The sequence below is a fragment of the Plantibacter sp. RU18 genome (assembly GCF_050613355.1).
In the GTDB taxonomy this organism is placed as follows: Bacteria; Actinomycetota; Actinomycetes; order Actinomycetales; family Microbacteriaceae; genus Plantibacter.
This window is the reverse complement of sequence record NZ_CP159618.1, coordinates 3,887,190-3,912,690: the sequence shown is the minus strand read 5'-3', so window position 1 is coordinate 3,912,690 and position 25,501 is coordinate 3,887,190. Positions and strand designations below refer to the sequence as shown.

The window sequence follows — 25,501 nt, the reverse complement described above, 5'->3', positions numbered from 1 at the left end:
CACAACATCCCCTTCCTCGACCACCGACGCAACTCCTCCTGGCCGCAGTCCCGGCGGAGCAGACCGTGACGGCTCACGTCGCAGCCTCGCACCACGCCGGGGTGGCGCTGCTCCAGCAGCATGGGCGTGACAGAGCCATCGTGTCCGCGATGATCACGTGCGCGCCGACCGCAGAGGCAGCTGTCGGCCGGTGGCATCCAGTTCCCGCCGCTATCGTCGTCTCATGTCAGCCATCAGCCCCGGCGATGACGTGCTCGGACTCGACCGTCTCTCCATCAACCAGTGCTCCCTCCCAAGCGGAGCCCGCGAAGATCGGCCGGACGCAATGCTTGCTCAGCGACGCACGCCGTTCATCGCCGTGATCGGGCCGGGTGCGATCGGAACAGTGGTCGCTGCGGCGCTTCACGAACAGGGACGCACGCCATTCATCGCTGGGCGCTCGAGCAGGCCGGAACTCCGGCTTGAGTACGAGCACGAGACCGTGGTCGTTCCGGGGCCGATCCACACGGATCCGGGCGAGTTCCAGGGAACCGCAGACCTCGTCTTCCTCGCGGTGAAGGCCACGCAGACGGCCGCCGCCGCAAGCTGGCTCGCCACGCTATGCGGTCAGGGCACTGTCGTCTGCGTGTTGCAGAACGGAGTGGAACAACGTGAAGCAGTCGAACCCCTGGTTCTGGGTGGTTCGGTCGTGCCGGCGGTCGTCTGGTTCCCGGCGGCGCGTCAGCCGGGCGGTTCGGTCACCCTGCTGAGTCTGCCGCGCCTGTCCTTGCCGGATGTGCCCGGATCAGAGGTGATTGTGAACGCGATGCGCGGTTCACGCTGCGTCGTTGACGTCTCGCTCGAGTTCACGACCCTGGCTTGGCGGAAGCTTCTCCAAAACGCGGCCGCCGGCCTCATGGCGTTGACGGGGCGACGATCGGGCATGTATCGCCGCGAGGACATCGGTCGGTTGGCTCTCGGCTACCTGCAGGAATGCGCCGCCGTCGCGCGGGCCGAGGGCGCGAACCTCGACGATGATGAAGCCGTCCGTGTCCTCGAGCAGTTTCGAGCTGCTCCCACTGACCGGGGGACGTCGATCCTCAGCGACCGCGAACGGCGGCAACCGCTCGAGTGGGATGTCCGCAACGCGGTGATCCAGCGCCGGGGGAGCGCACACGGTATCCCGACGCCGATCAGCGACATCCTCGTGCCGCTGCTCGCAGCCGCGAGCGACGGACCCGGCTGAGCCCGTATCGGGCCGACGTGACGAAGCCCCCGTAGCTCGAGCGTTCAACGGGTATGGCACGCCTTGAGGTAGCTGAGGAACGACGCCTGCAGCCCTGTGACGTGTGTCTCGTGCAGGATGGAGCTTGAGAGCTCCGCTGATCGTCCCGTCGCGTGTAACTCATCCAAGACGGTGAGGACGTTCTGCGCGATCCGGCGGTAGATCGGCATGTCGCCGAGGACTTCCAGTTCGTTCACGGTGACGTGCAGCCGTTGCGCGGTGGCGTCGGTGCGGTGCTCGGGCATGGCGTCGATGAGTTTGAAGATCTGGCTGTCCGCGCTCGCAACTCCCGGGGTGCCCGCGCCGAAGGAGGTGAAGGGGACTGCCGCGCGTAGCCATGCGTAGAGAGTGAACAGCCCTCCGTAGGAGTAGCCGAAGAGACCGTGTCCGGAACCGCTGACCCGCCACCGCGATTGCAGGTGGGGATGGAGTTCGGCGCTCAGGAAGTCGAGGAAGGTGTCTGCATGGGTGTCGGCGAGCTCCGCGAGGTAGGCATCCGCCTGTTCGGTTGTCATCGCGCCCGTCTCACGGGCAGAGGCGACGGTGGCTACCATCTCGTCGCTGACGGGCTCACCCGGCGGCACGAGGTCGCGGTTGCGTCGGTGTGCCCAGGCTGCCGCCTCGTCACCGGCATAGCCGACGCTGACCTGGATGTACGGGGCGATCTGGAGGAAGGGGTCCGCCTGGGTGACGATGAGAGGTGCGGTGAGGCCGACAGCCCAGTTGCCATCCACGACGTAGATCAGTGGCAGTGGGTCATTCGAGTCTGCATAGCCGGGAGGTGTGGTCACCCAGACGCCGTAACGATGCCCTGACTTGGCGGCGATCTCGAAGTAATCCGTGTCTGGTAGACATCCGTTCAATATCGCGCTCATGGCGTTTCCCTTCCTGAAGCACTGTGCTCTCTCGCACGTGACCAGTCTTCCAAACGGTGCGCTCGTCCACGTCCGCCGTGAGGGGGAGAGTGCGCGACGGGCGGGTGAGATGCACGAGCTCGACGTCCTGGGAGGCATGCCGAAGACCCCGTGCAAGGCGCCGACTCCACTGCTCGAGCGGCAGCGGCAATCCACGAACGCTGCGTGTGTGTTTGTGCGTGCCGGGTTCGGTACTGGCGGTGCTCGGTGATGCGGCGTATGGTCGGGACCACTCGGCCCGGACCCTGCTGATGCCAGGATGGGCCAGTGGGCGGGGTTCGTGTCGGGCCCGTTTCGGGTCTCGTGGCTGGCATGCAGTGGGCCATGTCGTTTCCCGAGCGGCACACCGCCGAGTACGACGGGCACCCCGACTCGCCGATGAGTCCGGGTGCCCGTTCGTAACCTGTGCGTGCTCGTTCTCGCCCCGCCGATGGCCGGCCGTCGGCTCATCCGCGGGCAGATCCGGACCGTCAGGCGCTCCTTGCGGAGTCTATGGTGGTCGTGTGGAACCAACACGTTGCCTTGAGGTGTGGGCGAGTTCTTCTGCGCTGCTGAGCTTCGACGGGCGAGTCCTGGAGGTCTTCGGTTTCGCCGACGTCCAGCGCTTCCACGTCGCGATGAGACCGGTGATTCTGATCGGTAAGAAGATGCTGACCATCCGCCCGGAGCACGGCGGACAGTACGCCTTCTTCTACGACGTCGAACGCCGCGCACAGCTCGAGAAATTCGTCGCCCACGTCAACGCGCAGTCTGGGGAGACCGGGCCGACAGGCGGCGTCCGCACGTAGCGCCTCGTCCAGGTGTGTCGCGCCGCGGGCCGGCGATCCTCCATCGGCCGCATGTGTTGCACACGCAGTGATGCGACCACTGTCGCAGTCGGGGCTTGGCCCCGGAGGGTATGCGTCGCAGGAATGGGCGTACAGCGCGTGCCAACGAGCAGCACCTTGGAGATGTCGACCGCTCGTCCGTTCCCAGGGAGCGGATGACAGTGACGCAGCCGGTCGGCTTGAGACCCGAAATGCCGCTTGACGGAACAACAGGGGACGTTCAACCCGAGTGTCCCAGCGAGGGGTGCATCTCTGAGACGCAGCACGGCACCCGCGCTGATGATCACGAGGCAGGTATGACCACGACGAACTTGCCGGGCTGGGGGCGGGACTCGAGGCTGCGGTGTGCGTCGGCGACCTTGTCCAGCCCCGCAAATGTGCCCGCGATGACGGTGTGCAGTGTGCCTGCTTCGATGGCTGTCAGGTAGCGTCGGAGCGCGTCGGCGGGGAGGTCGGTTGCTCCGCCGGCGTAGCTGGTGAGGCGAACGCCGGTAGGGATGGTGAACGGGTTGAAGTCCGGGATGGTCCAGGTGCCGTCGAGTGCTCCGACGAAGCAGACGGTGCCGCCGGGGCGGATCATGGACAGGGTCGCGGGAAGGGCTGCCGCGCTGACGAGTTCCAGGGCGGCGTCGAGGCCATCAGGCGCGAGCGTGCTGATCGCGTCGATGAGCGTCTCGTCATCGACGAGGACATGGTTGGCGCCGACCTCGGTGAGCAAGTCGGCACTCGTGGGATTTCGGGTGGTGGCGAAGACGGTGGCGCCGGTCTGGTGCGCGATCGCAACAGCGGTGAGTCCGACGGTGGAGGTCGCACCGTGGATGAGGACGCTCTGTCCCGGCTGTAGGGCGAGGCCCGTGGTGAGTGCGCCGTGCGCGGTCTGCAGCATCTCGGGGAGGCCGCCGACGACATCCCATCCCAGCTCGGTGTCGAAGGGGATCGCGTTCGCTGCGTCGACGACGGTGTACTCGGCGTAGCTGCCGTCGATGGTTCGGCCGAGGCCGCCCATCATCGTGGCGACCTTCTGGCCAGCGGCAAGAGTGACACCTTCACCGACGGCATCCACGACACCGACTGCTTCGATACCGAGGATGCGGGGGAAGGTGAAGGCGGAATCGGATTCTCCCTTGCGGCTCGTGACCTCGGACTCGTTGACACCGAACGCTTTCACCTGGATGCGCACCCAGCCGGGGCGTACTTCGGGGATCGGCACGTGACTGACGGTCAAGCTGTCGATGTCGGCGGGGCCGGTGAGGCGGATCGCGCGCATGGTGTCGGTCATGACTGCTCCTTCGTGTGGAACGGGTGATCGGAGGCGGGGACGGTGACGAGGGCTGCGAAGGCCCGGCGGACGGCTCCCTCGTCGAGCGCCGTGTCGGGGTGTGCCAGCCGGTGGCTCCACAAGCCCCACAGGAGAGCATTGATGGTGAGCGCGGTGCTGTTCGCAACCAATCCGTGGAGCATGACGAGCGAGTCGTCCTCGACTGCTTGCAGGACTGCTGCCACTTCGGGGTTCCGGGCGCCGTAGTGGCGTATCTCCGCGTACAGGCGGATGTCGTCGAGCGTCGGACTCGTCGCACCGATCGTCGCCTCGACGAGCATGTCGACGAGGTCGGCCGGGGTGCGGGCATCGCGCAGCGGCGCCTCGTAGCGGGGTTCGAGGTGGCGGCGGGTCGAGTCGAACGCGCTCACGATGAGGCCCTCGAGGGTCGGGAAGTAGTAGGTCATCGACCCTAGCGGCACCCCGGCGTGCGCGGCGATACCCCGATACGACGCCCCGGCCACACCGTCGGCGGTGATCACCTCGAGGGTGGCCTGCAGGATCCGGTCACGGCGTCCCGGGTCGTTGGGTTTTCCTCGGCGCACATCTTCTCCATTGTCTGAGCGAGTGCGTACACTCGTACGTATTAGCTTCCAATCTAGCTCACGACGGAGGAGACCGCATGGACGGCGAGGAATTGCAGCAACATGCTCGGGCACGAGTGCAGGAACTTCCCGGCGCGAACCTGGAGCACCCGTTCGGACCCGGCTGGGACGTCTTCAAAGTGCGGGACAAGGTCTTCATGCTGATGACGGATGTCACCGGTGAGCCGATCGTGATCCTGAAGGCAGAACCGGGGGAGGGGAAGGCGCTGCAGGAACAGTACGACGACATCACTCCCGGGTATCACATGAACAAGAAGCACTGGATCACCCTGCACCCCTCAGGTGGGCTGCAGAGGCAGCTGATCGAGGATCTGGTCACGGAGTCGTATCTGCTCGTCGTGGAGAACCTCCCGCATGCGAAGCGACCGGTCGATCCTTCGACGTTCGGTCAGGATGCGCGGTGACGCTCTCCGGGGTGCGGTTGCAGCGGCTCGCCCGCGACACGGCGGCGTCTCTGCCTGATGTGTCCCACGGGCATCCGTTCACCCCGCACTTGGACGTGTGGAAAGTGGGAGACAAGGTGTTCCTGATCGTCACCGACGATGACCCTGAGCTGCAGATCATCACCGTGAAGGTCGACCCGCACCACGGCGATGCGCTCCGCCGCGACCACGAGGCGATCACCGTCGGGCACTATCTCGACAAGCGGCATTGGATCTCGGTCGGGCCGGGTGCGGGAATCTCGGCTGAGGTCATCGAGAACCTCGTCCACACCTCTTACGACCTTGCGGACGCTCGTCACTCGGAGCGGTCGTGAACGACACCACATCTCTCTTCGACGTCGATGACGCCTCTCGTCCTTTGGCCGACCGGCTCTGGCCTCGCACCCTGCAGGACGTCGTGGGCCAGGGCCACCTCCTCGCCGCCGACGCCCCGATCGGACGGATGGTTGCGGGGCAGCGCCTGGTGTCGATGGTGTTGTGGGGGCCACCCGGGTGTGGGAAGACGACCATCGCCCGGCTCCTCGCCGAGCAGACCGATCTGGCGTTCGAGCCACTCTCGGCGACGTTCTCCGGCGTCGCGGACCTCCGGAAGATCTTCCAGGCGGCGAAGCAACGGCGAGAGATCGGACAAGGCACGTTGTTGTTCGTGGACGAGATCCACCGGTTCAACCGTGCCCAGCAGGACTCGTTCCTGCCCTACGTCGAAGACGGCACCATCATCCTCGTCGGCGCGACGACAGAGAACCCCAGCTTCGAGCTCAACGGGGCACTCCTGTCTCGTACGCAGGTGTTCGTCCTGAAACGCCTCGACGAGGCTGCGCTCGACACCCTCATCAGCCGAGCGGAAGCGCTCGCCGGCGTACTGCTCCCGCTCGACGCGGACGCCCGGCAATCACTCATCGCCATGGCTGACGGCGACGGCCGTTTCCTCTTGAACATGATCGAACAGGTCCAGAACCTTCCCAGCCCTGTCGACACCGCCACGCTGGCCGCTGCCGTGCAGAAGCGGGCGCCGCTCTACGACAAGTCGCAGGAGGGGCACTACAACCTCATCTCGGCGCTGCATAAATCCATGCGGGGTTCCGATCCGGATGCGGCCCTGTACTGGCTGGCGCGGATGCTCGACGGGGGAGAAGACCCATTGTTCATCGCGCGGCGGATCACCCGATTCGCAACCGAAGACATCGGCCTCGCCGACCCGAACGCCGTGCAGCAAGCTCTTGCGGCGTGGGACGTCTACGAACGCCTCGGCTCTCCCGAAGGCGAGCTCGCCATCGCACAGGCCGTGCTCTACCTCGCGACCGCGCCGAAATCGATCGGCGTGTACCGCGGGTTCAACAAGGCCTGGGCAGCCGCGAAACGCACCGGTTCCCTCATGCCGCCACCTCACATCCTCAACGCCCCGACCCGGTTGATGAAGGACCTCGGCTACGGCGAGGGGTACCAGTACGACCCAGACACCGACACCGGGTTCTCCGGCGCTGACTACTTCCCCGAGGGGCTGCCCCGGGAGACGTTCTACGAACCCACCACCGGTGGCTATGAACGCGCCATCAGCGAACGACTCCGTCACTGGGCACAGCTCCGCGACAACCAATCCGGGTCCACGGCGGCAACACCTGAAGACAATTGACCACCGCTCGAAAGGCTCACCCCATGTCTGAATCGCACCCCATCCGCTCTTGGCTTGGCATCCCCTACGCCACCGCGGAACGCTTCCGCAAGCCCGTGCCGTTGCGGTTCGACCCTGACCTGCCGTACGACCGGAAAGGCCCCGCGCCGCTCCAGGCCGGGGACACTTCGTGGCTGGAGGCCGACAACGGGTTCAGCGAGGACTGCCTGAACCTCAACGTCTGGGCCCCCGAAGACGCCAGCGGCAAGCCGTTGCCCGTGGTCGTCTACATCTTCGGCGGCGGGTGGATGCTCGGCTCGAACACGCAGACCACCTCGAACGCATCCGGCCTCGCCGCGACCGGACGGGCCGTCGGCGTCTCCATCAACTACCGGCTCGGCGCGTTCGGATGGCTCTCCCTCTCCCAGTACGGCGGCGCACTCGCCGAGGCGTCGAACCTCGGCCTGCAGGACGTCATCACCGCACTGCGGTGGGTGCGGGAGAACATCGCCCGCTTCGGCGGTGACCCTGACAACGTCACGGTCACCGGCCACAGCGCCGGCGCGTTCAATACCCTCGAACTGCTCGCCGCACCCTCAGCCGACGGGCTCTACCACCGCCTCGCCACGTTCTCGGGTATGCCTGCACGTCAGGTCCCGGCCTGGGGCGCCGAAGCACGAGCCCTCAAGGTCCTGACCGCGCTCGGTGTGCAGGACGATCCCGAGCAGCTCCTGACCGTTGACGCGCACGTCCTCGCCGAAGCCATGAGCAACACCCAATCATCAGACCCTGGGGCAGCACACGGTGTCGACAACGAGGTGATCGCGGTCGTTGACGACCGTAACCAGCCCAACGGCATCCTCACCGATCACCCCATGCGGGTCCTCGAGTCTGGTCGGCACCGAGACATCGACATCCTCTTCAGCAGCACCACCGGGGAGACCGATTGGTGGGTCCTCAACAGGACCGAAGATTTCGATCCCGGCAGCATCGACGGCCTCGTTGGAGAATTCGCGTACCGGAACCGGATCACCCTCTCCCGTGCCCGGGAGATCGTCGCCGCGTTCGACGTCGACGGTCGCACCCCCGTGCAGGTCCGCGGGGTGTTGCTCACGAACTTCTCCTTCACCCTGCCCCAAGCCCGCGGTGCTCTCGCGCACGCTGCAGCAGGCGGGAACGCGTACCTGCTGTGCGTCGGCCCCGCCGACGGCGACCCCGCCGTTCATGGCACGGAGATGTATGGCATCGTCGGGCAGACAAAGCCCGGTGCCGGCGAGGAACAAATCGTGCGCGACACTTTCGTCCGCGACAGCCTCCTCACCCTCGCCGAAGGCAACACCGACGCCCTGTGGGAGGCGGTCACGACAGAGCCCACCACCATGGGCATCGGCAACCCGCCCTACGACCCCACCGCCCACGCAGCGAAGGTCCTGAACACCTTCGATGGCATTGAGCGACCCTGAGCGAAGAATGCACTGTGGGCGCTACGGGTTGCACTCAAGACGGCACGCACCTCGCGGACCGCACTGCTCGCGTCGAGGCCATCGACATCAGCGCTGTCTATCGGTGTCAGCGGTTCCGCGCGACTCGAGGTCCCGCACACGCGACTCGAGTGCCGCGAGCCGATCGTAGAGATCAAGGGTCATGCGCGGATCGATGGGGATTCCGTTCCCAGGCTCGGCGACACGACGCCGCAACCAATCTTCCAAGCTCTCGCTATCTTGTCTGGCAGCATTCTTCGTGCGTCGCATCAGTTCCTTCTCCTCATGAGGCCACGCTGTTGATGGTAGGGGCTTTCTTCCACTGCGAACGGCTCACCGGCGGAAGGGACGGATCGTCCCGGTGCAGGGGAGGGCGAAATCCTGGAGCGGCTCATATGACGGAGGCACCGCCAGCGGGATTTCCGACGTGCTCACCGCAGCGGTCGGCGGCAGGTTCACCGAACTGTTCGACGGACGCGATGCCTACCTCGGCCCGTTGGGGAGCACTCCGCGCACTTCTCGAATCGGCAGAACCGCCGGCAGGCAGGGCTCTTCATTCGCGTTGCACTCCGGATTTCTCAGCCTCGTATGCGCCCTCGTCGCCGTGTCCACCTAGGCTGCGCGCTCCGCATAGCGTCTGAACGACCGTAGTCCGGGGCACTCGGTCGTGGCTGCTGACGAGCGAATCGGTGCCACCCGCACGGCGCTATGGGTGTCAACAGGTTGCGCACCGGTGCACGGAACGGCCGTGCCCCGCCACCCGTCCCTTGGCTGGCTCGCCGCCGTCGCATGTCCGCCAAAAGGCCCCTTGTAGGGCGCCGACTTCGCGCCATATGCTCATCTCACAAAGTTAGTTAGCTCCTTTTACAAATTCGGGCAATGATGCCCGGATGGTGAGGGGCGATGTCCGAGCAGGCTGAAACTGGAGGTATCAGATGAGGGTCAACACGGGATTCAGAAGGGCAGGTCGCGCGGTTGCGATCGCATTCCTCGCCGCTGGCACGGTGGTCGGCAGCACGGTGATGGGATCGGCTTCCGCCGAGGCGGCTGCACCGGCCTGCGCAGCGGCGTGGAGCGCATCGACCGCGTACACCGGCGGCGCCAGCGTCAGCGTGAACCAGGTGAACTACACCGCCAATTGGTGGACCGCAGGGGATGAACCGAGTGCTCATTCAGGCGGAACTGGGACGGGGCAGCCGTGGACGTCCACCGGGAGCTGCATCACCGACGGCGGTGGCGGCAATGGCGGCGGCAACAACGGTGGTGGAACCGGGGCCGCGACAGGAATCCTGTTCAGCCCGTACAAAGACGTCACGGTGAATCTGAACTGGAACACGAACGTGATCCAGACCGCCATCACCGGAACGACCATTCCTGTCGTCGGCGGCAGTAACAGTCTCGTCTCCACGGCCGTACCCAAGCTGGGCGGAATCTCGCTCGCCTTCGCGACCGGCACGTGCGAGAGCGAGACGTGGGCAGGCGTCTCCGGAAGCGCCTTCGCGCAGGCGAACGTGCCGGCCCTCGACGCCGCCGGTATCGACTACGTCGTCTCCACAGGAGGCGCCGCAGGCGCCTTCAACTGCTCCTCCGGGGCGGGACTGAACGGTTTCATCAACCGCTACGCGTCCCCTCACCTTGTCGGCATCGACTTCGACATCGAGACGGGACAGTCGCCCGCACAGATCAGCAGCCTGGTGAATGCTGCGGCGGCTGCCCAGACGCAGTACCCGAAGCTCCGGTTCTCATTCACGCTTGCCACGCTGGCAGCGTCGGATGGCTCCTACGGAGGCCTGAACGGCACCGGTGACACTGTGATGAAGGCGATTCACGCGTCGACGCTCTCGAACTACACCATCAACCTCATGACGATGGACTACGGCACCGCGGCTCCCAACGCATGCGTCGTCGTGAACGGGGCCTGCGACATGGGCGCGTCTGCGATTCAGGCAGCCGTGAACCTGCAGCACAGCTATGGAACGCCGCTGACCAAGATCGAGCTGACCCCGATGCTCGGGGTCAACGACGTCGTCAGCAACGTCTTCACGCTGGCCGACGTCGACACCGTCACCTCGTACGTCGTTGCGAACAAGCTCGCTGGGCTCCACTACTGGTCGCTCGACCGCGACACCCCTTGCCCGGCCGGACAGACTGCGGTCTCTGCGACCTGCAGTTCGATGAGTGGCACCCCGGCGCTCGCGTACACGAACCGATTCCTGAAGGACCTCGGCCGATAACGTGAGCATGGTGGGGCTCGGAAAGCCGAGCCCCACCTCGCTCGACCGGCGCGAGCTCGGATCATTTGCCAGCGCGGTGTGCAGTGGCTCTCACTCCACCGACGCCGCCGTTCACGTTCCCAGGTGCAGGTTGCGAGCCACCGGTACGAGCTTTCGGCTCCTACCAGGCGCCGCCGCGCAGATCGACATCGCCCTCGGGCCACGCGTGGACAGGTTGAACTGCAGAGCAGATGAGGATCGGCGCGGAGTCGGACTCGATGATCTCCGCCGGATTCAGTCGGGCTGTGTGGCGTTCGCGCGCGTGAACGAGCGTCCAGCCCACTGACTCATAGAACGGTACAACTTCGGGGCGGCAGCCGAGGTATCCGAACGAGACGGCCGCATCGCCTCGCATACTCTTCTGTGCTCGGTGCATCAGATGGCTACCGAGCCCCGAACCTCTGGCTGCATCGCTCACGAGGACTCCGCCGACTCCGGCCACGCGCACGTCACGGTCGCCGACACCAATGGTGCGCATCTGGAATCCCACGTGACCGAGCAGCTTCCCGGCGCGGGTCGCAGTCACATGGAAGTCCGCTGGGGCGTACCCATAGGGGCGCTCCGGATTCCAGTCCCCGAAATCGTGCAGGTACTCGTCGTCGAAGAGCTCCCGTAGACGATCGAGGTCCGCACCCGAGAGGTCCTGATGTGCAGTGACGAGTAGATCTATAGCCATTGGGTTGATTATCCCTCAGCCGCCGAAATCGATGGCGGTCTCAACCGGTCAACGCACCACCCAGTCTGATGATTTTATCCAGCAGTTCGGTATCACAGCACGAGCGGGAACCAGTGTCGGTCGCGCAGTTGGGAGTCATCGCGGATGCTCACCCAGGTGCCTTCAACGATTGGGGCGTTCTCCGAAGTCCATACCCCGAAGTGTGCGTGGGGCGTCGGCCAGGCATAGTCATCTTGCGGTGATTCGACGACATTTCGCACAGCGCCCGCAAACTTGAGTTGAGTTCCGTAGCCGGTTATCTGCTCGGTGAGGCTGGCGATTCCGAACACTCCACTCGGATCGTTGGGCCCGACTAGCCGCATTGGTAGGTCGAGTCGTCCGGTTTCCGGCCGAGGCACGCAGAAGACCCGGTCTGCCTGTCGGAGCAGGAGCCTGACGACGCACATGGGCGTGGGCGAGCTGCTTCGGCGGATCACTTCGGCCCGGCCATGGAGAGGAAGCCACGCGGCGTCCGGTGTCACGTGAAGGACAGTCTCATCTTCAGTAATCACCCCGCGAGCGTAGCTGAGTCAGCGGCCTGTCACGTCTCTTCAACCGTGCCTCGACGCGACGTTTGCCCCGGCATGTGTTGCTGGAACAACTCCGCTGACGTGGCCCAGTTGAGGACATGGCGCGGCCGGGTGTTGATTCGCAGGGCAATCTCGTCAAGGTCCCGCCTGGAGAAATCGCGCAGATCTGCGCCCTTGGCCAGGTATTGGCGCAAGAGTCGATTCGTGTTCTCGTTCGACCCGCGCTGCCAGGGCGATCGCGGGTCGCAGAAATAGATGTCTAGCTCGAGATCTGTCGAGAGTTGTTGATGTTCGGCCATCTCGCGCCCGCGATCCCAGGTCAGTGACTTTCGCAGATCTGGGGGTAGCTCGCGGAGGTCTCTGGCGATTGCGAGGCGGACCGCGTCGGCTTTGTAGCCGTCGTGCAGGGGCACCACTCGGACGTAGCGTGTGGCTCGTTCGACGAGCGTCGCGACCGTCGAAGGTCGTTTCCCCATCACGAGATCTCCCTCCCAGTGTCCGACTTCTACGCGCTCGTTCACTATGGCTGGTCGGTCCCGTATGGGAGTCATGTTCCGGAGGACGCCTCTCCCGTGCGACTGTTTGGATTTCCTTGCGTGCCTCACGGAGCGCCCCGACCGGAGGTGCCTCCCGGCACGGGGACCGAGTTCGTCACGGCTTGATACGTAGATCGTGCGATAGATCGATTCGTGCGATAGCCGCAGCATCTGGTCGTCTGGATGGGTGCGCTTAAGCCATTGCGCAATCTGCGTCGGTGACCAATCGAGTTCCAGGCGATCACGAACCAGGGTCAATAGCTCGGCGTGAGATGCGAGTCGAGACGGCTTAGGGCGCCGAGCGCGTTCCCACGCGGCACTGTCTGCTGACCCAGCTCAGTAGTGCCCCATAAGGTGGTGTAGCCTGCGGTGGCCGGCTCGGTCTTGGACGTGAGCGCGGTCACCGTGTGACTCCTTCGAGAAGTCTCTAACCTCCACTCGAAAGGCATCATCACGATGACCGCTCCACATATTGTCGACCCTGCACACCTTCTTGGCGAAGCCCTGACCGACGCGTCTCCCGATCTGATGCGGTCGCTGCTGCAAACCATGATCAACGCGCTCCTCTCTGCCGACGCTGACGCGGTGATCGGCGCCGAGTGGGGCCAACCCACCCCGGGTCGCACCGTCCAACGCAACGGCTACCGGCACCGCGACCTCGATACCCGCGCCGGGACCATCGATGTCGCGATCCCGAAGCTGCGCTCTGGCACCTACTTCCCGGAGTGGCTCCTCGAGCGCCGCAAACGCGCCGAGACCGCCCTGATCACCGTCGTCGCGGACTGCTACCTCGCCGGCGTCTCCACACGCCGCATGGACAAACTCGTGAAGACCCTCGGGATTCACTCGTTGTCGAAGTCGCAAGTGTCCCGGATGGCTGCGGACCTCGACGAGCACGTTGACCAATTCCGACACCGCCCGCTCGGTGATGCCGGCCCATTCACGTTCGTCGCCGCCGACGCTCTCACCATGAAAGTCCGCGAAGGCGGACGCGTCATCAACGCCGTTGTTCTCGTCGCGACCGGGGTCAACGCCGATGGGCGCCGCGAGGTCCTGGGCCTGCGGGTGGCCACGTCGGAGACCGGGGCGGCGTGGAACACGTTCTTCGCCGACCTCGTCGCCCGCGGTCTGACCGGGGTTCGTCTGGTCACTTCCGACGCGCACCGCGGTCTGGTCGAGGCGATCGCCGCGAACTTCCCCGGCGCGGCCTGGCAACGCTGCCGCACCCACTACGCCGCGAACCTGATGTCGGTGACCCCGAAGAGTCTCTGGCCCGCGGTCAAGGCTATGCTGCACTCCGTTTACGACCAGCCCGACGCCGACGCCGTCCACGCCCAGTTCGACCGGCTGTTGGACTACGTCGACGGGAAACTGCCCGCAGCTCACGAACACCTCGACGCTGCCCGCGCCGACATCCTCGCGTTCACCGGGTTCCCCGAGGGGCTCTGGCAGCAGATCTGGTCGAACAACCCGAACGAGCGCCTGAATCGTGAAATCCGTCGCCGCACCGACTCCGTCGGCATCTTCCCCAATCGCGACGCGATCACCCGGCTCGTCGGCGCCGTCCTTGCCGAACAGACCGATGAATGGGCCGAGGGACGCCGCTACCTCGGACTCGACATCCTCGCCAAGAGCCGCCTCACCATCGTCCCCGACACCGGAACCGAGGTGCCCGAACCAGAACTCGCCCTCAGCGCCTAACCCAACGAATCGAAGGACACACGGCTACACCACTCCACGGGGCTTGACCGAGGATGTGACTGGTCCGCGCAAGCAGCGCCACACCGCGGTGCGGATCCTTGCCCGTCTGGCAGAGGAGCACGGTGCTGTTGTTCTGTCGTACTCGACGGTCCGTGACTACGTTCGTCGGCGCCGGCCCGAGATCGACGTGGAAGCAGGCCGTTACCTGGAGGTGTTCGTCCCGCAGCAACACGCACCTGGTGCTGAGGCAGAGGTTGATTTCGGTGAGGTCTGGGTGGTGCTGACCGGGGTGAAAACGAAGTGCCATATGTTCGCGTTCCGGCTCTCGCACTCCGGCAAGGCCGTCCATCGGATCTACTCGACTCAAGGGCAGGAAGCGTTCCTCGAGGGACACATCGCAGCGTTTGAAACGATCGGCGGGATCCCGTCCCGACACATCCGCTATGACAACCTCACGGCGGCTGTCACGACGGTGATCAATGGCGCGGGCCGGCGCCGGACCGAGAATCCGCGGTGGGTGTTGTTTCGTTCCCACTACGGGTTCGATGCGTTCTACTGTCAACGCTGGATCAGGGGCGCTCCCGAGAAGGACGGGATCGAAGGCGAGGTGGGTCGGTTCCTCCGCAACCGGCTCTCGCCGATGCCGGTCGTCGATTCGTTGGACGAGTTGAACGCGCGCATCGAGGCTTGGCACGAGGCGGACAACCGTCGACGCATCGGCGAACGGATCCGCACTGTCGGGCAGGACTTCGGGCTCGAGCAGTCGTTGTTGTCGCCGCTCCCGTTTGAGCGGTTCGAGTCGGGGGCTGGCACTGACACCACGCGTTGACCGGTCGAGCTTGATCACGGTTCGGATGGCGAAGTACTCCGTCCCGGCCCGGTTCATCGGTCGCAAGATCCGGGTGTCGTTACGCGCGTCAGAGGTCATCGTCTCTGATGGGCGGACCGTGGTCGCCAGGCATCAACGGGTGGTCGCGATGCATGGGCAGAGCGTCGACCTCGACCACTATCTGGAGGTCCTGCACGGCAAACCTGGAGCGATGCCTGGCTCCGCCGCGCTGGCCCAGGCACGGGCCGCCGGCACGTTCACCAGCGAGCACGAAGCGTTCTGGGCTGCGGCTCGGCGAACGGACGATGAAGCTGGAGGAACGCGGGCATTGATCGACGTGCTGTTGCTGCACAGTTCAATGGACTCTGCTGATGTTGTTGCCGGGATCGCTCCAGCGCTGAGCGTTGGGGCGGTGACCGCGGACGTCGTCTCGGTCGAGGCCCGCCGGCCCGCAGCAACTGCAGGTGGGTCCAGTTCAAGCCGTCATCGTGTCGCACATGCGCCCGAGCCCGAGCGACGGGTTGTCAGTCTCACGCAGCGCCGTCTCACCGATGCGGCCGCGGTCATCGCGGGACTGCCCGCGGACCGGCGCCCGCTGCCATCGGTTGCCGGCTACGACGAACTCCTCACCTCTCGAAGCCCGATGTTTACATCTGCACCCACCGAGAAGGAAGAGACCGGCACATGAGCCCCATTACAACCAGCATCACCACCGCCCTGAGACGCAGACGAGGTATGACCGAGCAAGCCGCGAACGCGGCCGTTGATCAAGCCTGTCGGCGGTTGCGCCTGCCCACGATCCGCGCGGTCGTCGGTGAGGCAACGAAGATCGCCGAGAAGGAACAGCTCACCTATCAGGGGTTCCTCGCCGAGTTGCTCCTGGCCGAGTGTGATGACCGGGACCGGCGCTCGTCCGTTCGCAGGGTCTCGGCCGCGAACTTCCCGCGCGAGAAGTGGCTCGGGGACTTCGACTACGACGCGAACCCCAACATTAACCCGGCGACGATCCACCAGCTCGCCTCAGGCGAATGGATCCGCAAAGGCCAACCGCTCTGCCTCATCGGTGACTCCGGCACGGGGAAATCTCACCTCCCCATCGGCCTCGGCACCGCGGCCGCGGCCGCGGAGAAGGGATACCGGGTCAAATACACCCTCGCAACCCGGCTCGTGAACGAGCTCGTCGAGGCCGCTGACGAGAAAGTCCTCGCCCGCACCATCGCTCGCTACGCCGCGCCGCTCACCGTGATCGACGAGCTCGGCTACATGGAGCTCGACCGGCGCGGCGCCGAGCTCCTCTTCCAAGTTCTCACCGAACGCGAAGAGAAGAACTCCGTCGCGATCGCATCGAATGAGTCGTTTTCGGGCTGGACCAAGACCTTCACCGACCCCAGGCTCTGCGCCGCGATCGTCGACCGTCTCACCTTCGGCGGCAACATCATCGAGACCGGCACCGACTCCTACCGCCTCGCCCACACCAAATAGCAACTCACCCACAACTGAACCGCAATACCTCATCAGGTGAGGCCAGAATCAACCGCCGCGGTGACGCCAACCAGCCTTGACATAGTCACCCCGCGTGGCCTTACTTCCCAATCTCCCGCACCCTGCGTGTCTTGAGCGCGGAAGATTGGGAAGTAAGGAGGGAGAGGCCGGACCAGGGGGAAGGCGGGTGTGGTGATGAGTGAGCTAGTGGGGTTGCTAGTTGGGGAGATTTGCTGGGCTGTGGATCTGGGTGAAAGCGGTGTAGGACTGGTGTGCTGAGGTAGCTGGCGAGGTGGATCGGTGCCGAGGCCAGCGCGGAGTAGCACAGCGCCGGCTGGAGACAGACGAAGGGCGTCCGTGGATTTTCCACGGACGCCCTTCGAGGACAGCGTGTGAGTCTATTCAGTCACCTGTGGGGTGGCGCTTGGCGTATAGAGCGCTTGCGGCCCAGAGCAGCCCATACCCAATAGATGCGCCGAGCAGGACAGGGAGCATGTCCCCAGTGACGCCTGACCAAGCGCGAGCGCCTACGGCGGCTTGGATGAGGAAGCCGACCAGCGTGCCGAAGACGGTCAGTGCCCACAGGAGGCCGACGAACTTGCCGAACTGTCGTGGGTTTTTCCAGTCGATTCGTGTTGTCAGAAATGATGAAGACATTGTGGCTCCTTACCTAGCAGGGTGCGTCCCAATCGATGCCCAGGTTCGCTCCGATTACAGCCATCGTGCAGGCAACCCCACCGGGCCCAGCAGTCGCGATGCCGAGCATCGCGCACACTCCAGCCATTCCGATGTTGAAAATGAGTTCACCCCAAAATGCGGAGGGGCAATCGGCGCGTGCCAGGTTGGGTGTGTGCTCAACTGGGGTGACAATCAGGTGATCCCCTTCAACAACGAATTTGGCAGGCACCATATCGCCCCCGTTTTCGAGGGTGGGATTTGCTGAGTTCAGGAGCACGCCCCCGTTTTCGTCTTGCAGCAGGAGGGTGCGTGCGTCTGCGCTCAACACGATTTGATCCGTGGATTTCATCGAAATGGTGGCGCTGAGGCCGCTGAGGGACGTGGTGTTCACTGCGTCAGGAGTAATCGATCGGATGGCTCCGTCAGGCCCTTGAACGGAGAACCCCGCGTCCGAGGTTGACGCTGCAGGCGACACCTCCGTTGTGGCATGCGCTGCGCTGCTCGGCGCAACTACCGCCGCAGTGAGCAATGTTGTAACTGCTACGGCGGTCACGAGTGTGTAGAGCTTCATTCGGTACTTCCTTCCCTCAGTGATGAGATCGGATGAGCCTTGCTCCAACGAGGTGTCAAACGCCTCGCACAAGGCCGTCAACATAGATGTGTTGTGAGACACAGCATCCCTCTATGAGACAAACTGTGTCAAGGGGTTGCCTCGGTGAACGACACACCTCGGGCAAAGCTGATGAACGAGGTAACGGCTGGTGCATGCCTCTGGTGCTTGCACCCCCTGCATCTGGTGCATCGGGGGTGTCGCGGGGCTTGCCTGGGTGGAGGCCGGCGGCGAGGAGGCCATCGACGGGGGTGGCCCAGTGTCCGCGTCCGTCTTCATCGAGACCGGCACCGACTCCTACCGCCTCGCCCGCACCAATCAGCAACTCACCCACAACTGACTCGCAATACCTAGTCAGGTGGGGCAGGTGGGGCCAGAATCAATCGCCGCAGAGGGGCCAACCAGCCTTGACATAGTCAACGTTCAGCGATCCACGACACTCGATCGTTATCGGGACGGACTGTCCCCGAAAAGACCCGGCCGGGCCAGGTCCTGCCTGTGTCGCACGAAGGGGACGATCGATCCTCGGCACTCAAGGGTCAGCATGATTTGCGCGGGCGTGCGCCATTTCAGGACGCGTTGTCCTCTTTTTGGAGGATACCGGCGGCCGCTGAGGGTGGTTAGCGTTGATTGAGCACGCTGGAGGGGTCCCGTGCGCGGCGGATTCTGTCCGACGTGCACGACGCTCGTGCTTGAGCCAGACGCGGGAGCGCGATGGTGGGGTCGGTAGCGTATCGGGGGATACGGTACCGGCCCGTTCTGGTTCGAACGGTGCTGACTGCCTTCAGGCGGCAGCGCTCGGCCGTGCCCTGGCTCAAGGTATCCGAGAGTCGTCGTGCTGGCAGCGCAGGCAGGTGGGGGTCGCCCTCGCCTTGGTATGGCAGCGATCGTGCCCGAACGCATCGACGATCAGATCAGCTACCTCAGAGCATGAGTTCCACATCATCTGTAACGAGTTCGGCCTGAACAAATGCGACTTTGGTGAGCTGTGATGTCTCCTGCGGCGTGCAGCGAACGCCGCCAGAATGCGTACGCGCGTGTCTGCGAAAGCATCAGGGCCCCGTTGGGTGTCCAGAGACTTGACGGCGACGCCCTGTCGGTCATTGTGGGACCGAATTCATCTTTTTGAGACTTGATGATCCATATTCTGGCTCTCTACAATTCTGGTGGGTCGGACATCGCTGAACGGTGACTTTGCTTTGGTCGACATGGCGTTCGGGTTCGTCGTCCTGGTTGCCGTGTGGGGCAGGGGTAACGGTTCGGGTCCCCGGCCGAACGCGCACCCCCATCCATCGCGTCGGGCACGAACCCACCAGCTCGCTCGCGACCGCCTCACTTGTGCTGATCGGAATATCATGTCCAGTAGTTTGTGTTCCTCGCGCGCACGCATGAGCGTGCGTAGATCCGGGATGCGCCTGAGGGGGCCTCTTGGTTGCGCACTGAGTCGAGTGGCCGCTCGGACATGCTCGTGCAACACCACGGCGCTGGGGCATGTCTGCCGAGACGCGGCATGAGGCATTCATCCTCGACGGCTCACAACCGGTGGCGCTGGAGGCTGGGTATTGGTGGTGGCGTGCTGGCTCTGCTCGTGGCCGGGGGTGCATATGCTGTGCACACCTTCGGCCCGAAATTTGGCGTCTACATCGTGCCGCCCTCGCCGGAACGATACGCCGACATCGCCCTCGAGATGATGGAAGAGGGCTACTACGCCAAGGGGGCCGAGTGGGACGCGGCACGTGCTGAGGTGAAGCAGGCCGCCATCCAGGCGACGAATTACCAAGAGTTACATGCGCCGCTGGCGCAGGCGGCATCAGTTGCGGGCGGCAAGCATTCGTTCTTTTTCACTCCCACCGAAGCAGAAGCACTCGCAGAGAACGGGAGCGCCAAGTTCATAGCGCCGACGGTTAGCGCTGAGGCCGGCGTCACGACGATCACCGTGCCCGAACTCGGTGACGTCTCGACTGACCAACAAGCAGAGTACGCGGAGGCGGCAGTAAGCGGAATCAGCAGCGCGGACGCAAGAACCTGCGGCTGGATTATTGATGTACGCGGCAACATCGGCGGCAACATGTTTCCGATGCTCTCGGGCGTCTCGCCGCTCCTGCCCAACGGTCAAGCATTGTCGTTCGTGACGAACACCGGGACCAAAACAGTCGTCACTATCCAGGACGACGGCGCGGGGATCGAGGGCAGTACGTTGCTTACTATCCCCAAAATGCAGAAGGTTGCTGAACGGCCGATCGCTGTGCTGCAGGACGCGCGGACCGCATCCAGCGGAGAGGCGATCCTTACGGCGTTCCGAGGGCTCAGCGGCGTGGAGTTCTTCGGGACAGCCAGCGCAGGGTATACCTCTGCAAACATTTTCCACCGGCTCCATGATGGTGCGGTACTCGTGCTGACGAGCAGCATGTACGTCGACCGTGATGGAACGAATCTAAAGGAGCAGCCCGTCCAGCCAGGAGTTGAGATCGCTCCCGAGCAAGCTCCCCAGGCAGCTATCGACTGGCTGAACGCGCAAGGATGCAGCTAGCGCTCCAACAATTCACCGGCCATCACGACATGACAGGTGCATCGGGTGTGGCCATGGGACTGTCAGGTTTGAGCACTGTAGCCGCTAGTGCAGAGCTAGATGCGGGAGCCCGCCACTCCGCTGGTACCCAAGGTGAGTACTGAAGACCACGCGAGGTTGCGCTGGCTCATTGCTGTCCTCCAGAGCGCGAAAGCGCTGAGATCGTCATCCGCCTCTACCGGGCGGACACACACCTCCGAAGCAGATAGTGCTCTCGCGGATTTCTCGGCGACAGGGCCGAATCAGTGTCAGCGTCGAACAACGCTCCGCCAGGTGCACTTAGCGCGGGGGACGGGTCCCTGTCGGGGCTGGGAAGCGCCCAGTGCAAGTCTGCCGGTCGCGTCTGCGACGGCGCTGACGGTCATTGGTCGGCAGGATCGCGGCGATGATCAGGAACCTGCCGATGGTGATGGTGTGGAGATTCTGACTTGGTGGACGTGCAGAACGGTGCCGATGTCCACGGCAGAATCCGAGGCGGCACTGTCAGTGAAGGCCACGTGGCAAGAAGCGTGGTGTTACTGCAGAGGCTGGTCTGGCGTCGGAGACGACCGCATGCGCAGGAACGCTGTCGAGGACAGCGGGTGAATAGCGCCCCTGAGGTGCGCATACGCAGGCGCAAGCAAATGGTCAACGCTGAACTTCACCGGGCCGTGGATTGCGACTGCAATCAAGATAATCAGGAGCAGCCATTCGGGGCTATAGAACAGGTGTGAGAGCAATTCCCACACTGAAGTCGAGGAAGCCACCAGTGGCGGGCCGGTAACGGTAACGAGCGCTACCGTCATGGTCCCAGCCAGCAGCGTCGCTGACACTCGGGTGAAGAGGCCGGCCACGAGTGCAACCCCACAGAGCAACTCCATCCATCCGACGAACCCGGCGACTTGGGCGGGGAACACGATCCCCGCATCGGAGAGAGTTCCGATGAGCCGGGCCGGTTCCTGGACCTTCACAACCGCGCCCAACAAGAACATCAAGCCCACGCTGACGCGGGCAGTCAAATTGATGGCCGCACCCATGGCGTGGGTAACGGGGGACTGTGCACACTTCGTCATTTGAAATGAGCCTATATGGCAGGTCCTGCCCAGGGATCCTCTGGCCGTCAGCTGTGTCCGAAGGACTACACACACGTCAGCTTGCGGGCAAGCGCTGCCTGATGAACTTGCTTGCGTTCTCGTTCGAGCCGCGTTGCCCGGATGAGCGCGGGTCGTAGAAGCAGATCTGCTACCTGATCCCGGGCGGCCGACAATCCTCGGAGTCATCTACTATCGCAGACTGGAAGACGGAGAAAAGCCGCCGCAGTCGCGCAGTCAACAACCGTCGCGTCGGGCATCGGCTAACGCCCTCTCGCTCGACCAAGCGCAAAATTCCGGCCTCGCTACTGGCCCTTTGAGGTCGATTCGCTGCTTCTCCGCCTGCTCGATGAGGTACTCCACCGCAGTCTCCGCGTCGAATGTGCCCGCGAGATACAGCTCCAGAGCGGCAGCGGCGGCTGCCCCAAACCGGACCAAATCCTCAGCCACGCTCACCCCACCTCACGAACGCACACATCCCACGACCCCGACGAACCACTCGAGCACACGCATCAGAGCAGACGGACTTGCTACAGCTACGCGACACTAGCCCATGCCGTTCAGCGCAACACTGAGCACGACGAAACTCCCCACCACTCCCACATACCCGGATAACGTCGCCGCGCCCAGCGCCGCGAACACGAGCGACACCTCCCTCGACGCTTGCCTGCTTCGCGCCCAGACGAGGCCCAGGACAAGAGCCACCACGGGCGGCACAACCGCGACCAGCGCAAGGACCCCAACAACTGCACTAAACCCAACCATCCCAGACCCTCTCCCGACACCAAGGGCCAATAATGACACAACATGGTGCATTTTGGCCTCGAGGCCTTCAGCCTCGCCGTCGGAGAGTTCGTCCGACGACTCGGCACCATCGCGGACGACGCAGTCATCGCCGGAGTCTCATTCCTCCGACCCAGCTAGCAGTGGGGCTGTACTGTCACGTCGCCCCTGACCTCCTTGCGTGGCACCGACCGGCACACTCCGCACGGCCAGCCACTGACTGCACGAATTGTTAGCCCTGTCCGCTCGCTCCGCGCCTCCAAACGGAACTTCTCTTCCACCCGAAAGAAGACACGTCACGGCCAACCCAGACGCCCGGGGCCGCTATCGTCTTGGCATGGCAACGATCACGCCGGAATACATCGACGAGCAGATTGACTACCTCCGAACAGAGCATGAGTTCTACATCGTCTATGACGAGTTCGGCGGGGATGAGCGTGACCTGGCGGAGCTGCGACGGCTGCTACGGCGTGCCGCGAAAGCTGCCAGCATGCGTGTGCACAGACGCGTCTACGAAGACGACGCCGTGTGGGTATACGACCCCGATTGGAACCCCGCCCAGGGAGAGCGAGAAGCGATCCACTGGGAGCGGAGCCCTGCCCGCTCGCAACCCGCAGCGGCCGACGTACCCGCGCGAGGCCGACATCTCCGCGCACTGAACTAACAGGCAAACGTCTCGTCCAGCCTTGGAGCCGACGCCGAGTCACGCGGTGGCGGCATCCCCGTCTCGGCGGAACCTCGCCCGGTGAGCACGCCGGCCGGGCTTCCGCCACTCGTGGGGATTGGAGCATTTTCGGCCACGATTCGTCATTCTGGTGCAGGTTGACGCATACTGTGCGGGTGCTACCACTTGTGAACTACTGGTCGGTGCTCGCCGCGATGCTCTCCAGCATGGTGGTGGGGTCAGTTTGGTATGCCCCGAAGGTATTCGGGAGACGCTGGATGACGCTTGCTCGAATCGACCCGTCCCACACTGGTGGCGCGGTGCGGGCGATCAGCATCACGGTCGCGGTGAGCTTCATCACCGCCTGGGTCCTCGCCGGAGCAGTGTTCGTCACGTGGACGTCTACCGGCGCTCCCTTCTTCATCACCGCGCTCATCGTCGCCGTCCTGCTGTGGGCAGGGTTCACCGCTGCCCGCTTCATCACCCATGACGCATTCGAGAGCCGCCCAGCAACGCTCACTGTCCTGAACATCGCACACGAACTCGTCACCGTCCTGGTCATGGCGATCATCATCGGCCTGTGGCCACCAGCAGGCATCTGACGGAGACCAGGCCGAAGGGCCATTGGACGGTCCAACACGCATGCGTGTACCCATCGGCGCGGACTCTCAAGATGTCAGAGCATTCGATCCCAGCCTTGCCAGGCAACGCTGACGAGTGTGTCGCTTCGGTGGGCTGCGCTCTCGAGTGTCAGACGAAGCTGTCGCGGGTTTTCGTGGGGGACGGGCATCGTTCTACCGGTTACGGCCGCCGAAGATCGTGTCCCAGATCGATGACTTGCGGACGATGTAGCCAGCGTCGGCCAGCCAGTCGAGGTCGCGCCTGGCAACGTACGCCTCGCCCACCTCTGCCCATCGTGTGAACTGTGGTTTCAGGCCGGAGATGGTGGCCTTGAACCAGTGCGGGTCGTAGGCCTTGATGAGTCGTAGCCCGAGGGGGAGTTCGGTGCGCTTTTCCTCGTCCGACATCGTTTTCACGAGCGCCTGCGCAATTCCCGCTGCGTCGATGGTGCGTGGCAGTGCAAGGAATCGATCGATCGCGGCTTCGCGTTTCGTCTTCGACGTGGCGTCGCGCACCGTGACGGCCGCGGTTTCGTACACATGGAGTGGTTGACCCGTCATGCTCAAGCCTCGGAGCGCACCGACTGCCGTACCCGCTCTGGTCAGGATCTCCCATGCCTCCGCTCGTTGCTCGGCCGTCACACGCGCACCGAACGCCTGCCAGGCGGCGGCTGAGAAGGCGGTTGTTGTGAGCAGCAGCTTCACCTCCACTAGTGGCGGCGCAGTTCGAAGCCAGGCATCCGCGAGCTGCTGCTTGGTGGCCGGACTCGTCACCTGTGTGATGGCGCTGGCGGGAAGCGTGTCGATGGGTTGTCCGCCGGAGATCGCTACCTCTTGCGCTTCGAGGAGAACCCGGGTGGAGTGCTCGGGATAATCGTCTTCCCAGAGCCGCGCACCCATCAGGCCGTTCGCCACTGAACCTGCCTCGACGGGGGAGAGTCGCTTCACGGACGAGACGATCTGGTCGACCGATGCGTCCTCCAGCTGGGCAGACGTGACCGCGCCCACGTGGAGACGGGCGCGGTACGCGGTGGTGCTGGCGTCCGCATCGTCAAGTAGGTCGATGGTGTCGAGGAGTTTCGACTGGTACTCGAAGCGGTCATCGGTGTACTCATTCCAGTCCGCTGCGATCGACGCTGCGACCTTGGCAAGGAGCTCTGTCGCCGGGACAGGCGTGGAGGGGAGCGAGGCGATCCGGAACGCGTTGTGCGCACCGTTCGTGCGCACGGCCACGTCCGTCGCTTCGGTTGCGCGATTCACTACCGCATCCAGCGCGCGCGCTTTCTGCTGTGGGTCAACGTGCGCTTCGTTTGAGAGGAGCTTGCGCCATCGGGATGCAGCGAGGTGCGGCTGCTCCGCAATTGCGGTGAGCAGATGCGCGTTCGCCGCGTGGATGTTGCCGGCGTCGATATCGTCGGTGATGAGCTGGTCGTGCCGGTCCACATGCCAGGTGCTGTCGTCATCGGTTGCGCGCAAGACCCGGAGAACACTGCGACGGACACCTCCATCGGCGGGAAGCTGCGGCCAGATCTCGACGATGATCTCCGCTGCCGCACGAACCCTGTCGCGTTCCTCCTCAAACTCCGCCAGCAGTTGTGCGTTCTGCTCTTCCGCTTCCTGCCGTGCGGCAACAGTGGTGGCAGCCGGCTCCACCTCCTCTGGCTTCACCGCGGACAGGCTGTCTGCGAGGACCGCAATCTGGTCCGTGTTCAGTCCGGCATCGAGTTCATCTCCCATACGTCGAAGCACGGCGGCAGTCGCGCCCGGCAGCTGAGCAGCGTTGTCCAGGACCTTCGACAAGATCCCTGGCCGCGCCGATAACCAGTCGGCGGGTGTGAGCTCATCAGCGAACCGGCCAATCACGACACCGAGGGCTGCATCGGAGTGCTTGGCGGCCGCCTCCAGGACCCGCGAGGAGGAGACCTCCGTGTACGACACGGCGACGGCGCGCGCGTACCCCTTGTCAAGCCCCGGGTT

The 25,501-nt window shown here is 64.3% G+C and carries 22 protein-coding genes and 2 pseudogenes; 14 read left to right on the top strand and 10 right to left on the bottom strand.

Annotation, left to right across the window (positions count from 1 at the left end; all coding sequences use genetic code 11):
* The first annotated feature begins 223 nt into the window (after positions 1 to 223).
* Positions 224 to 1,225, top strand: a complete 1,002-nt coding sequence (locus ABMA10_RS18620) for an oxidoreductase (protein WP_431030815.1) — start codon at positions 224 to 226, stop codon at positions 1,223 to 1,225.
* Positions 1,226 to 1,269: 44 nt separating this feature from the next.
* Here the strand turns inward: ABMA10_RS18620 and ABMA10_RS18615 are convergent, their stop codons facing one another.
* Complete coding sequence (locus tag ABMA10_RS18615; protein WP_431030814.1) at positions 1,270 to 2,139, bottom strand: alpha/beta hydrolase; 870 nt, start codon at positions 2,137 to 2,139, stop codon at positions 1,270 to 1,272.
* A 542-nt stretch (positions 2,140 to 2,681) separates the two neighbouring features.
* On the opposite strand from ABMA10_RS18615, the gene ABMA10_RS18610 reads away from it, so the two are divergent.
* A complete protein-coding gene (locus ABMA10_RS18610; protein ID WP_431030813.1) occupies positions 2,682 to 2,966 on the top strand; it encodes a hypothetical protein in 285 nt (94 codons plus the stop codon).
* A gap of 322 nt (positions 2,967 to 3,288) precedes the next feature.
* On the opposite strand, the gene ABMA10_RS18605 is transcribed toward ABMA10_RS18610, so the two are convergent.
* Together ABMA10_RS18605 and ABMA10_RS18600 are read right to left on the bottom strand one after the other, a co-directional pair.
* On the bottom strand, positions 3,289 to 4,284 hold the full coding sequence (locus ABMA10_RS18605) for a zinc-binding dehydrogenase (RefSeq protein ID WP_431030812.1): 996 nt from the start codon (positions 4,282 to 4,284) through the stop codon (positions 3,289 to 3,291).
* A complete protein-coding gene (locus tag ABMA10_RS18600; protein WP_431030811.1) occupies positions 4,281 to 4,868 on the bottom strand; it encodes a TetR/AcrR family transcriptional regulator in 588 nt (195 codons plus the stop codon). Before ABMA10_RS18600 ends, ABMA10_RS18605 begins: the two co-directional genes overlap by 4 nt.
* Before the next feature lie 77 nt (positions 4,869 to 4,945).
* On the opposite strand from ABMA10_RS18600, the gene ABMA10_RS18595 reads away from it, so the two are divergent.
* From ABMA10_RS18595 to ABMA10_RS18575, 5 genes are all read left to right on the top strand, one after another.
* The gene (locus ABMA10_RS18595; protein ID WP_431030810.1) at positions 4,946 to 5,332 is read left to right on the top strand and encodes an MmcQ/YjbR family DNA-binding protein; all 387 of its coding nucleotides are present in this window, start codon (positions 4,946 to 4,948) and stop codon (positions 5,330 to 5,332) included.
* A complete protein-coding gene (locus tag ABMA10_RS18590) occupies positions 5,329 to 5,685 on the top strand; it encodes an MmcQ/YjbR family DNA-binding protein (protein ID WP_431030809.1) in 357 nt (118 codons plus the stop codon). Before ABMA10_RS18595 ends, ABMA10_RS18590 begins: the two co-directional genes overlap by 4 nt.
* Positions 5,682 to 7,004, top strand: coding sequence for a replication-associated recombination protein A (locus tag ABMA10_RS18585; protein ID WP_431030808.1), 1,323 nt, complete (start codon positions 5,682 to 5,684; stop codon positions 7,002 to 7,004). The genes ABMA10_RS18590 and ABMA10_RS18585 overlap by 4 nt, the downstream gene beginning before the upstream one ends.
* 23 nt (positions 7,005 to 7,027) lie before the next feature.
* A complete protein-coding gene (locus tag ABMA10_RS18580; protein WP_431030807.1) occupies positions 7,028 to 8,446 on the top strand; it encodes a carboxylesterase family protein in 1,419 nt (472 codons plus the stop codon).
* Between the two features lie 953 nt (positions 8,447 to 9,399).
* Positions 9,400 to 10,698 carry a carbohydrate-binding protein gene (locus ABMA10_RS18575; protein WP_431030806.1) on the top strand — a complete coding sequence of 433 codons (1,299 nt, stop codon included), beginning with the start codon at positions 9,400 to 9,402 and terminating at the stop codon, positions 10,696 to 10,698.
* A gap of 160 nt (positions 10,699 to 10,858) precedes the next feature.
* Here the strand turns inward: ABMA10_RS18575 and ABMA10_RS18570 are convergent, their stop codons facing one another.
* From ABMA10_RS18570 to ABMA10_RS18560, 3 genes and pseudogenes are all read right to left on the bottom strand, one after another.
* On the bottom strand, positions 10,859 to 11,413 hold the full coding sequence (locus ABMA10_RS18570; RefSeq protein WP_431030805.1) for a GNAT family N-acetyltransferase: 555 nt from the start codon (positions 11,411 to 11,413) through the stop codon (positions 10,859 to 10,861).
* 92 nt (positions 11,414 to 11,505) lie between these two features.
* Complete coding sequence (locus tag ABMA10_RS18565) at positions 11,506 to 11,742, bottom strand: hypothetical protein (RefSeq protein WP_431030804.1); 237 nt, start codon at positions 11,740 to 11,742, stop codon at positions 11,506 to 11,508.
* 251 nt (positions 11,743 to 11,993) lie between these two features.
* Positions 11,994 to 12,854: pseudogene (locus ABMA10_RS18560) on the bottom strand (IS30 family transposase); the annotation flags it as partial.
* Positions 12,855 to 12,974: 120 nt separating this feature from the next.
* Between ABMA10_RS18560 and ABMA10_RS18555 the strand changes: the two are divergent.
* The 3 genes and pseudogenes from ABMA10_RS18555 (at position 12,975) to istB (ending at position 16,530) form a co-directional block, all read left to right on the top strand.
* Positions 12,975 to 14,219 carry an IS256 family transposase gene (locus ABMA10_RS18555; RefSeq protein WP_431030682.1) on the top strand — a complete coding sequence of 415 codons (1,245 nt, stop codon included), beginning with the start codon at positions 12,975 to 12,977 and terminating at the stop codon, positions 14,217 to 14,219.
* Positions 14,101 to 15,736 (top strand): annotated as a pseudogene (gene istA / locus ABMA10_RS18550) (IS21 family transposase). Before ABMA10_RS18555 ends, istA begins: the two are co-directional and overlap by 119 nt.
* On the top strand, positions 15,733 to 16,530 hold the full coding sequence (gene istB, locus ABMA10_RS18545) for an IS21-like element helper ATPase IstB (RefSeq protein WP_431030803.1): 798 nt from the start codon (positions 15,733 to 15,735) through the stop codon (positions 16,528 to 16,530). The pseudogene istA and the gene istB overlap by 4 nt, the downstream one beginning before the upstream one ends.
* Positions 16,531 to 16,932: 402 nt before the next feature.
* Here the strand turns inward: istB and ABMA10_RS18540 are convergent, their stop codons facing one another.
* Positions 16,933 to 17,187 carry a hypothetical protein gene (locus ABMA10_RS18540; RefSeq protein ID WP_431030802.1) on the bottom strand — a complete coding sequence of 85 codons (255 nt, stop codon included), beginning with the start codon at positions 17,185 to 17,187 and terminating at the stop codon, positions 16,933 to 16,935.
* A gap of 13 nt (positions 17,188 to 17,200) precedes the next feature.
* Complete coding sequence (locus ABMA10_RS18535; protein WP_431030801.1) at positions 17,201 to 17,779, bottom strand: hypothetical protein; 579 nt, start codon at positions 17,777 to 17,779, stop codon at positions 17,201 to 17,203.
* Between the two features lie 256 nt (positions 17,780 to 18,035).
* Between ABMA10_RS18535 and ABMA10_RS18530 the strand changes: the two genes are divergently transcribed.
* Positions 18,036 to 18,158, top strand: coding sequence for a hypothetical protein (locus ABMA10_RS18530; protein WP_431030800.1), 123 nt, complete (start codon positions 18,036 to 18,038; stop codon positions 18,156 to 18,158).
* 1,233 nt (positions 18,159 to 19,391) lie between these two features.
* The gene (locus ABMA10_RS18525) at positions 19,392 to 20,348 is read left to right on the top strand and encodes a S41 family peptidase (protein WP_431030799.1); all 957 of its coding nucleotides are present in this window, start codon (positions 19,392 to 19,394) and stop codon (positions 20,346 to 20,348) included.
* Between the two features lie 554 nt (positions 20,349 to 20,902).
* Here the strand turns inward: ABMA10_RS18525 and ABMA10_RS18520 are convergent.
* A complete protein-coding gene (locus tag ABMA10_RS18520; protein ID WP_431030798.1) occupies positions 20,903 to 21,403 on the bottom strand; it encodes a DoxX family protein in 501 nt (166 codons plus the stop codon).
* Between the two features lie 1,174 nt (positions 21,404 to 22,577).
* On the opposite strand from ABMA10_RS18520, the gene ABMA10_RS18515 reads away from it, so the two are divergent.
* Both ABMA10_RS18515 and ABMA10_RS18510 read left to right on the top strand, forming a co-directional pair.
* On the top strand, positions 22,578 to 22,904 hold the full coding sequence (locus ABMA10_RS18515) for a hypothetical protein (RefSeq protein WP_431030797.1): 327 nt from the start codon (positions 22,578 to 22,580) through the stop codon (positions 22,902 to 22,904).
* 176 nt (positions 22,905 to 23,080) lie between these two features.
* Positions 23,081 to 23,506: a DUF1761 domain-containing protein gene (locus ABMA10_RS18510; protein WP_431030796.1), complete on the top strand. Its 426-nt coding sequence runs from the start codon at positions 23,081 to 23,083 to the stop codon at positions 23,504 to 23,506.
* A 192-nt stretch (positions 23,507 to 23,698) separates the two neighbouring features.
* Here ABMA10_RS18510 and ABMA10_RS18505 read toward each other — a convergent pair whose 3' ends face one another.
* On the bottom strand, positions 23,699 to 25,462 hold the full coding sequence (locus ABMA10_RS18505) for a hypothetical protein (RefSeq protein ID WP_431030795.1): 1,764 nt from the start codon (positions 25,460 to 25,462) through the stop codon (positions 23,699 to 23,701).
* Between the last annotated feature and the right edge of the window lie 39 nt (positions 25,463 to 25,501).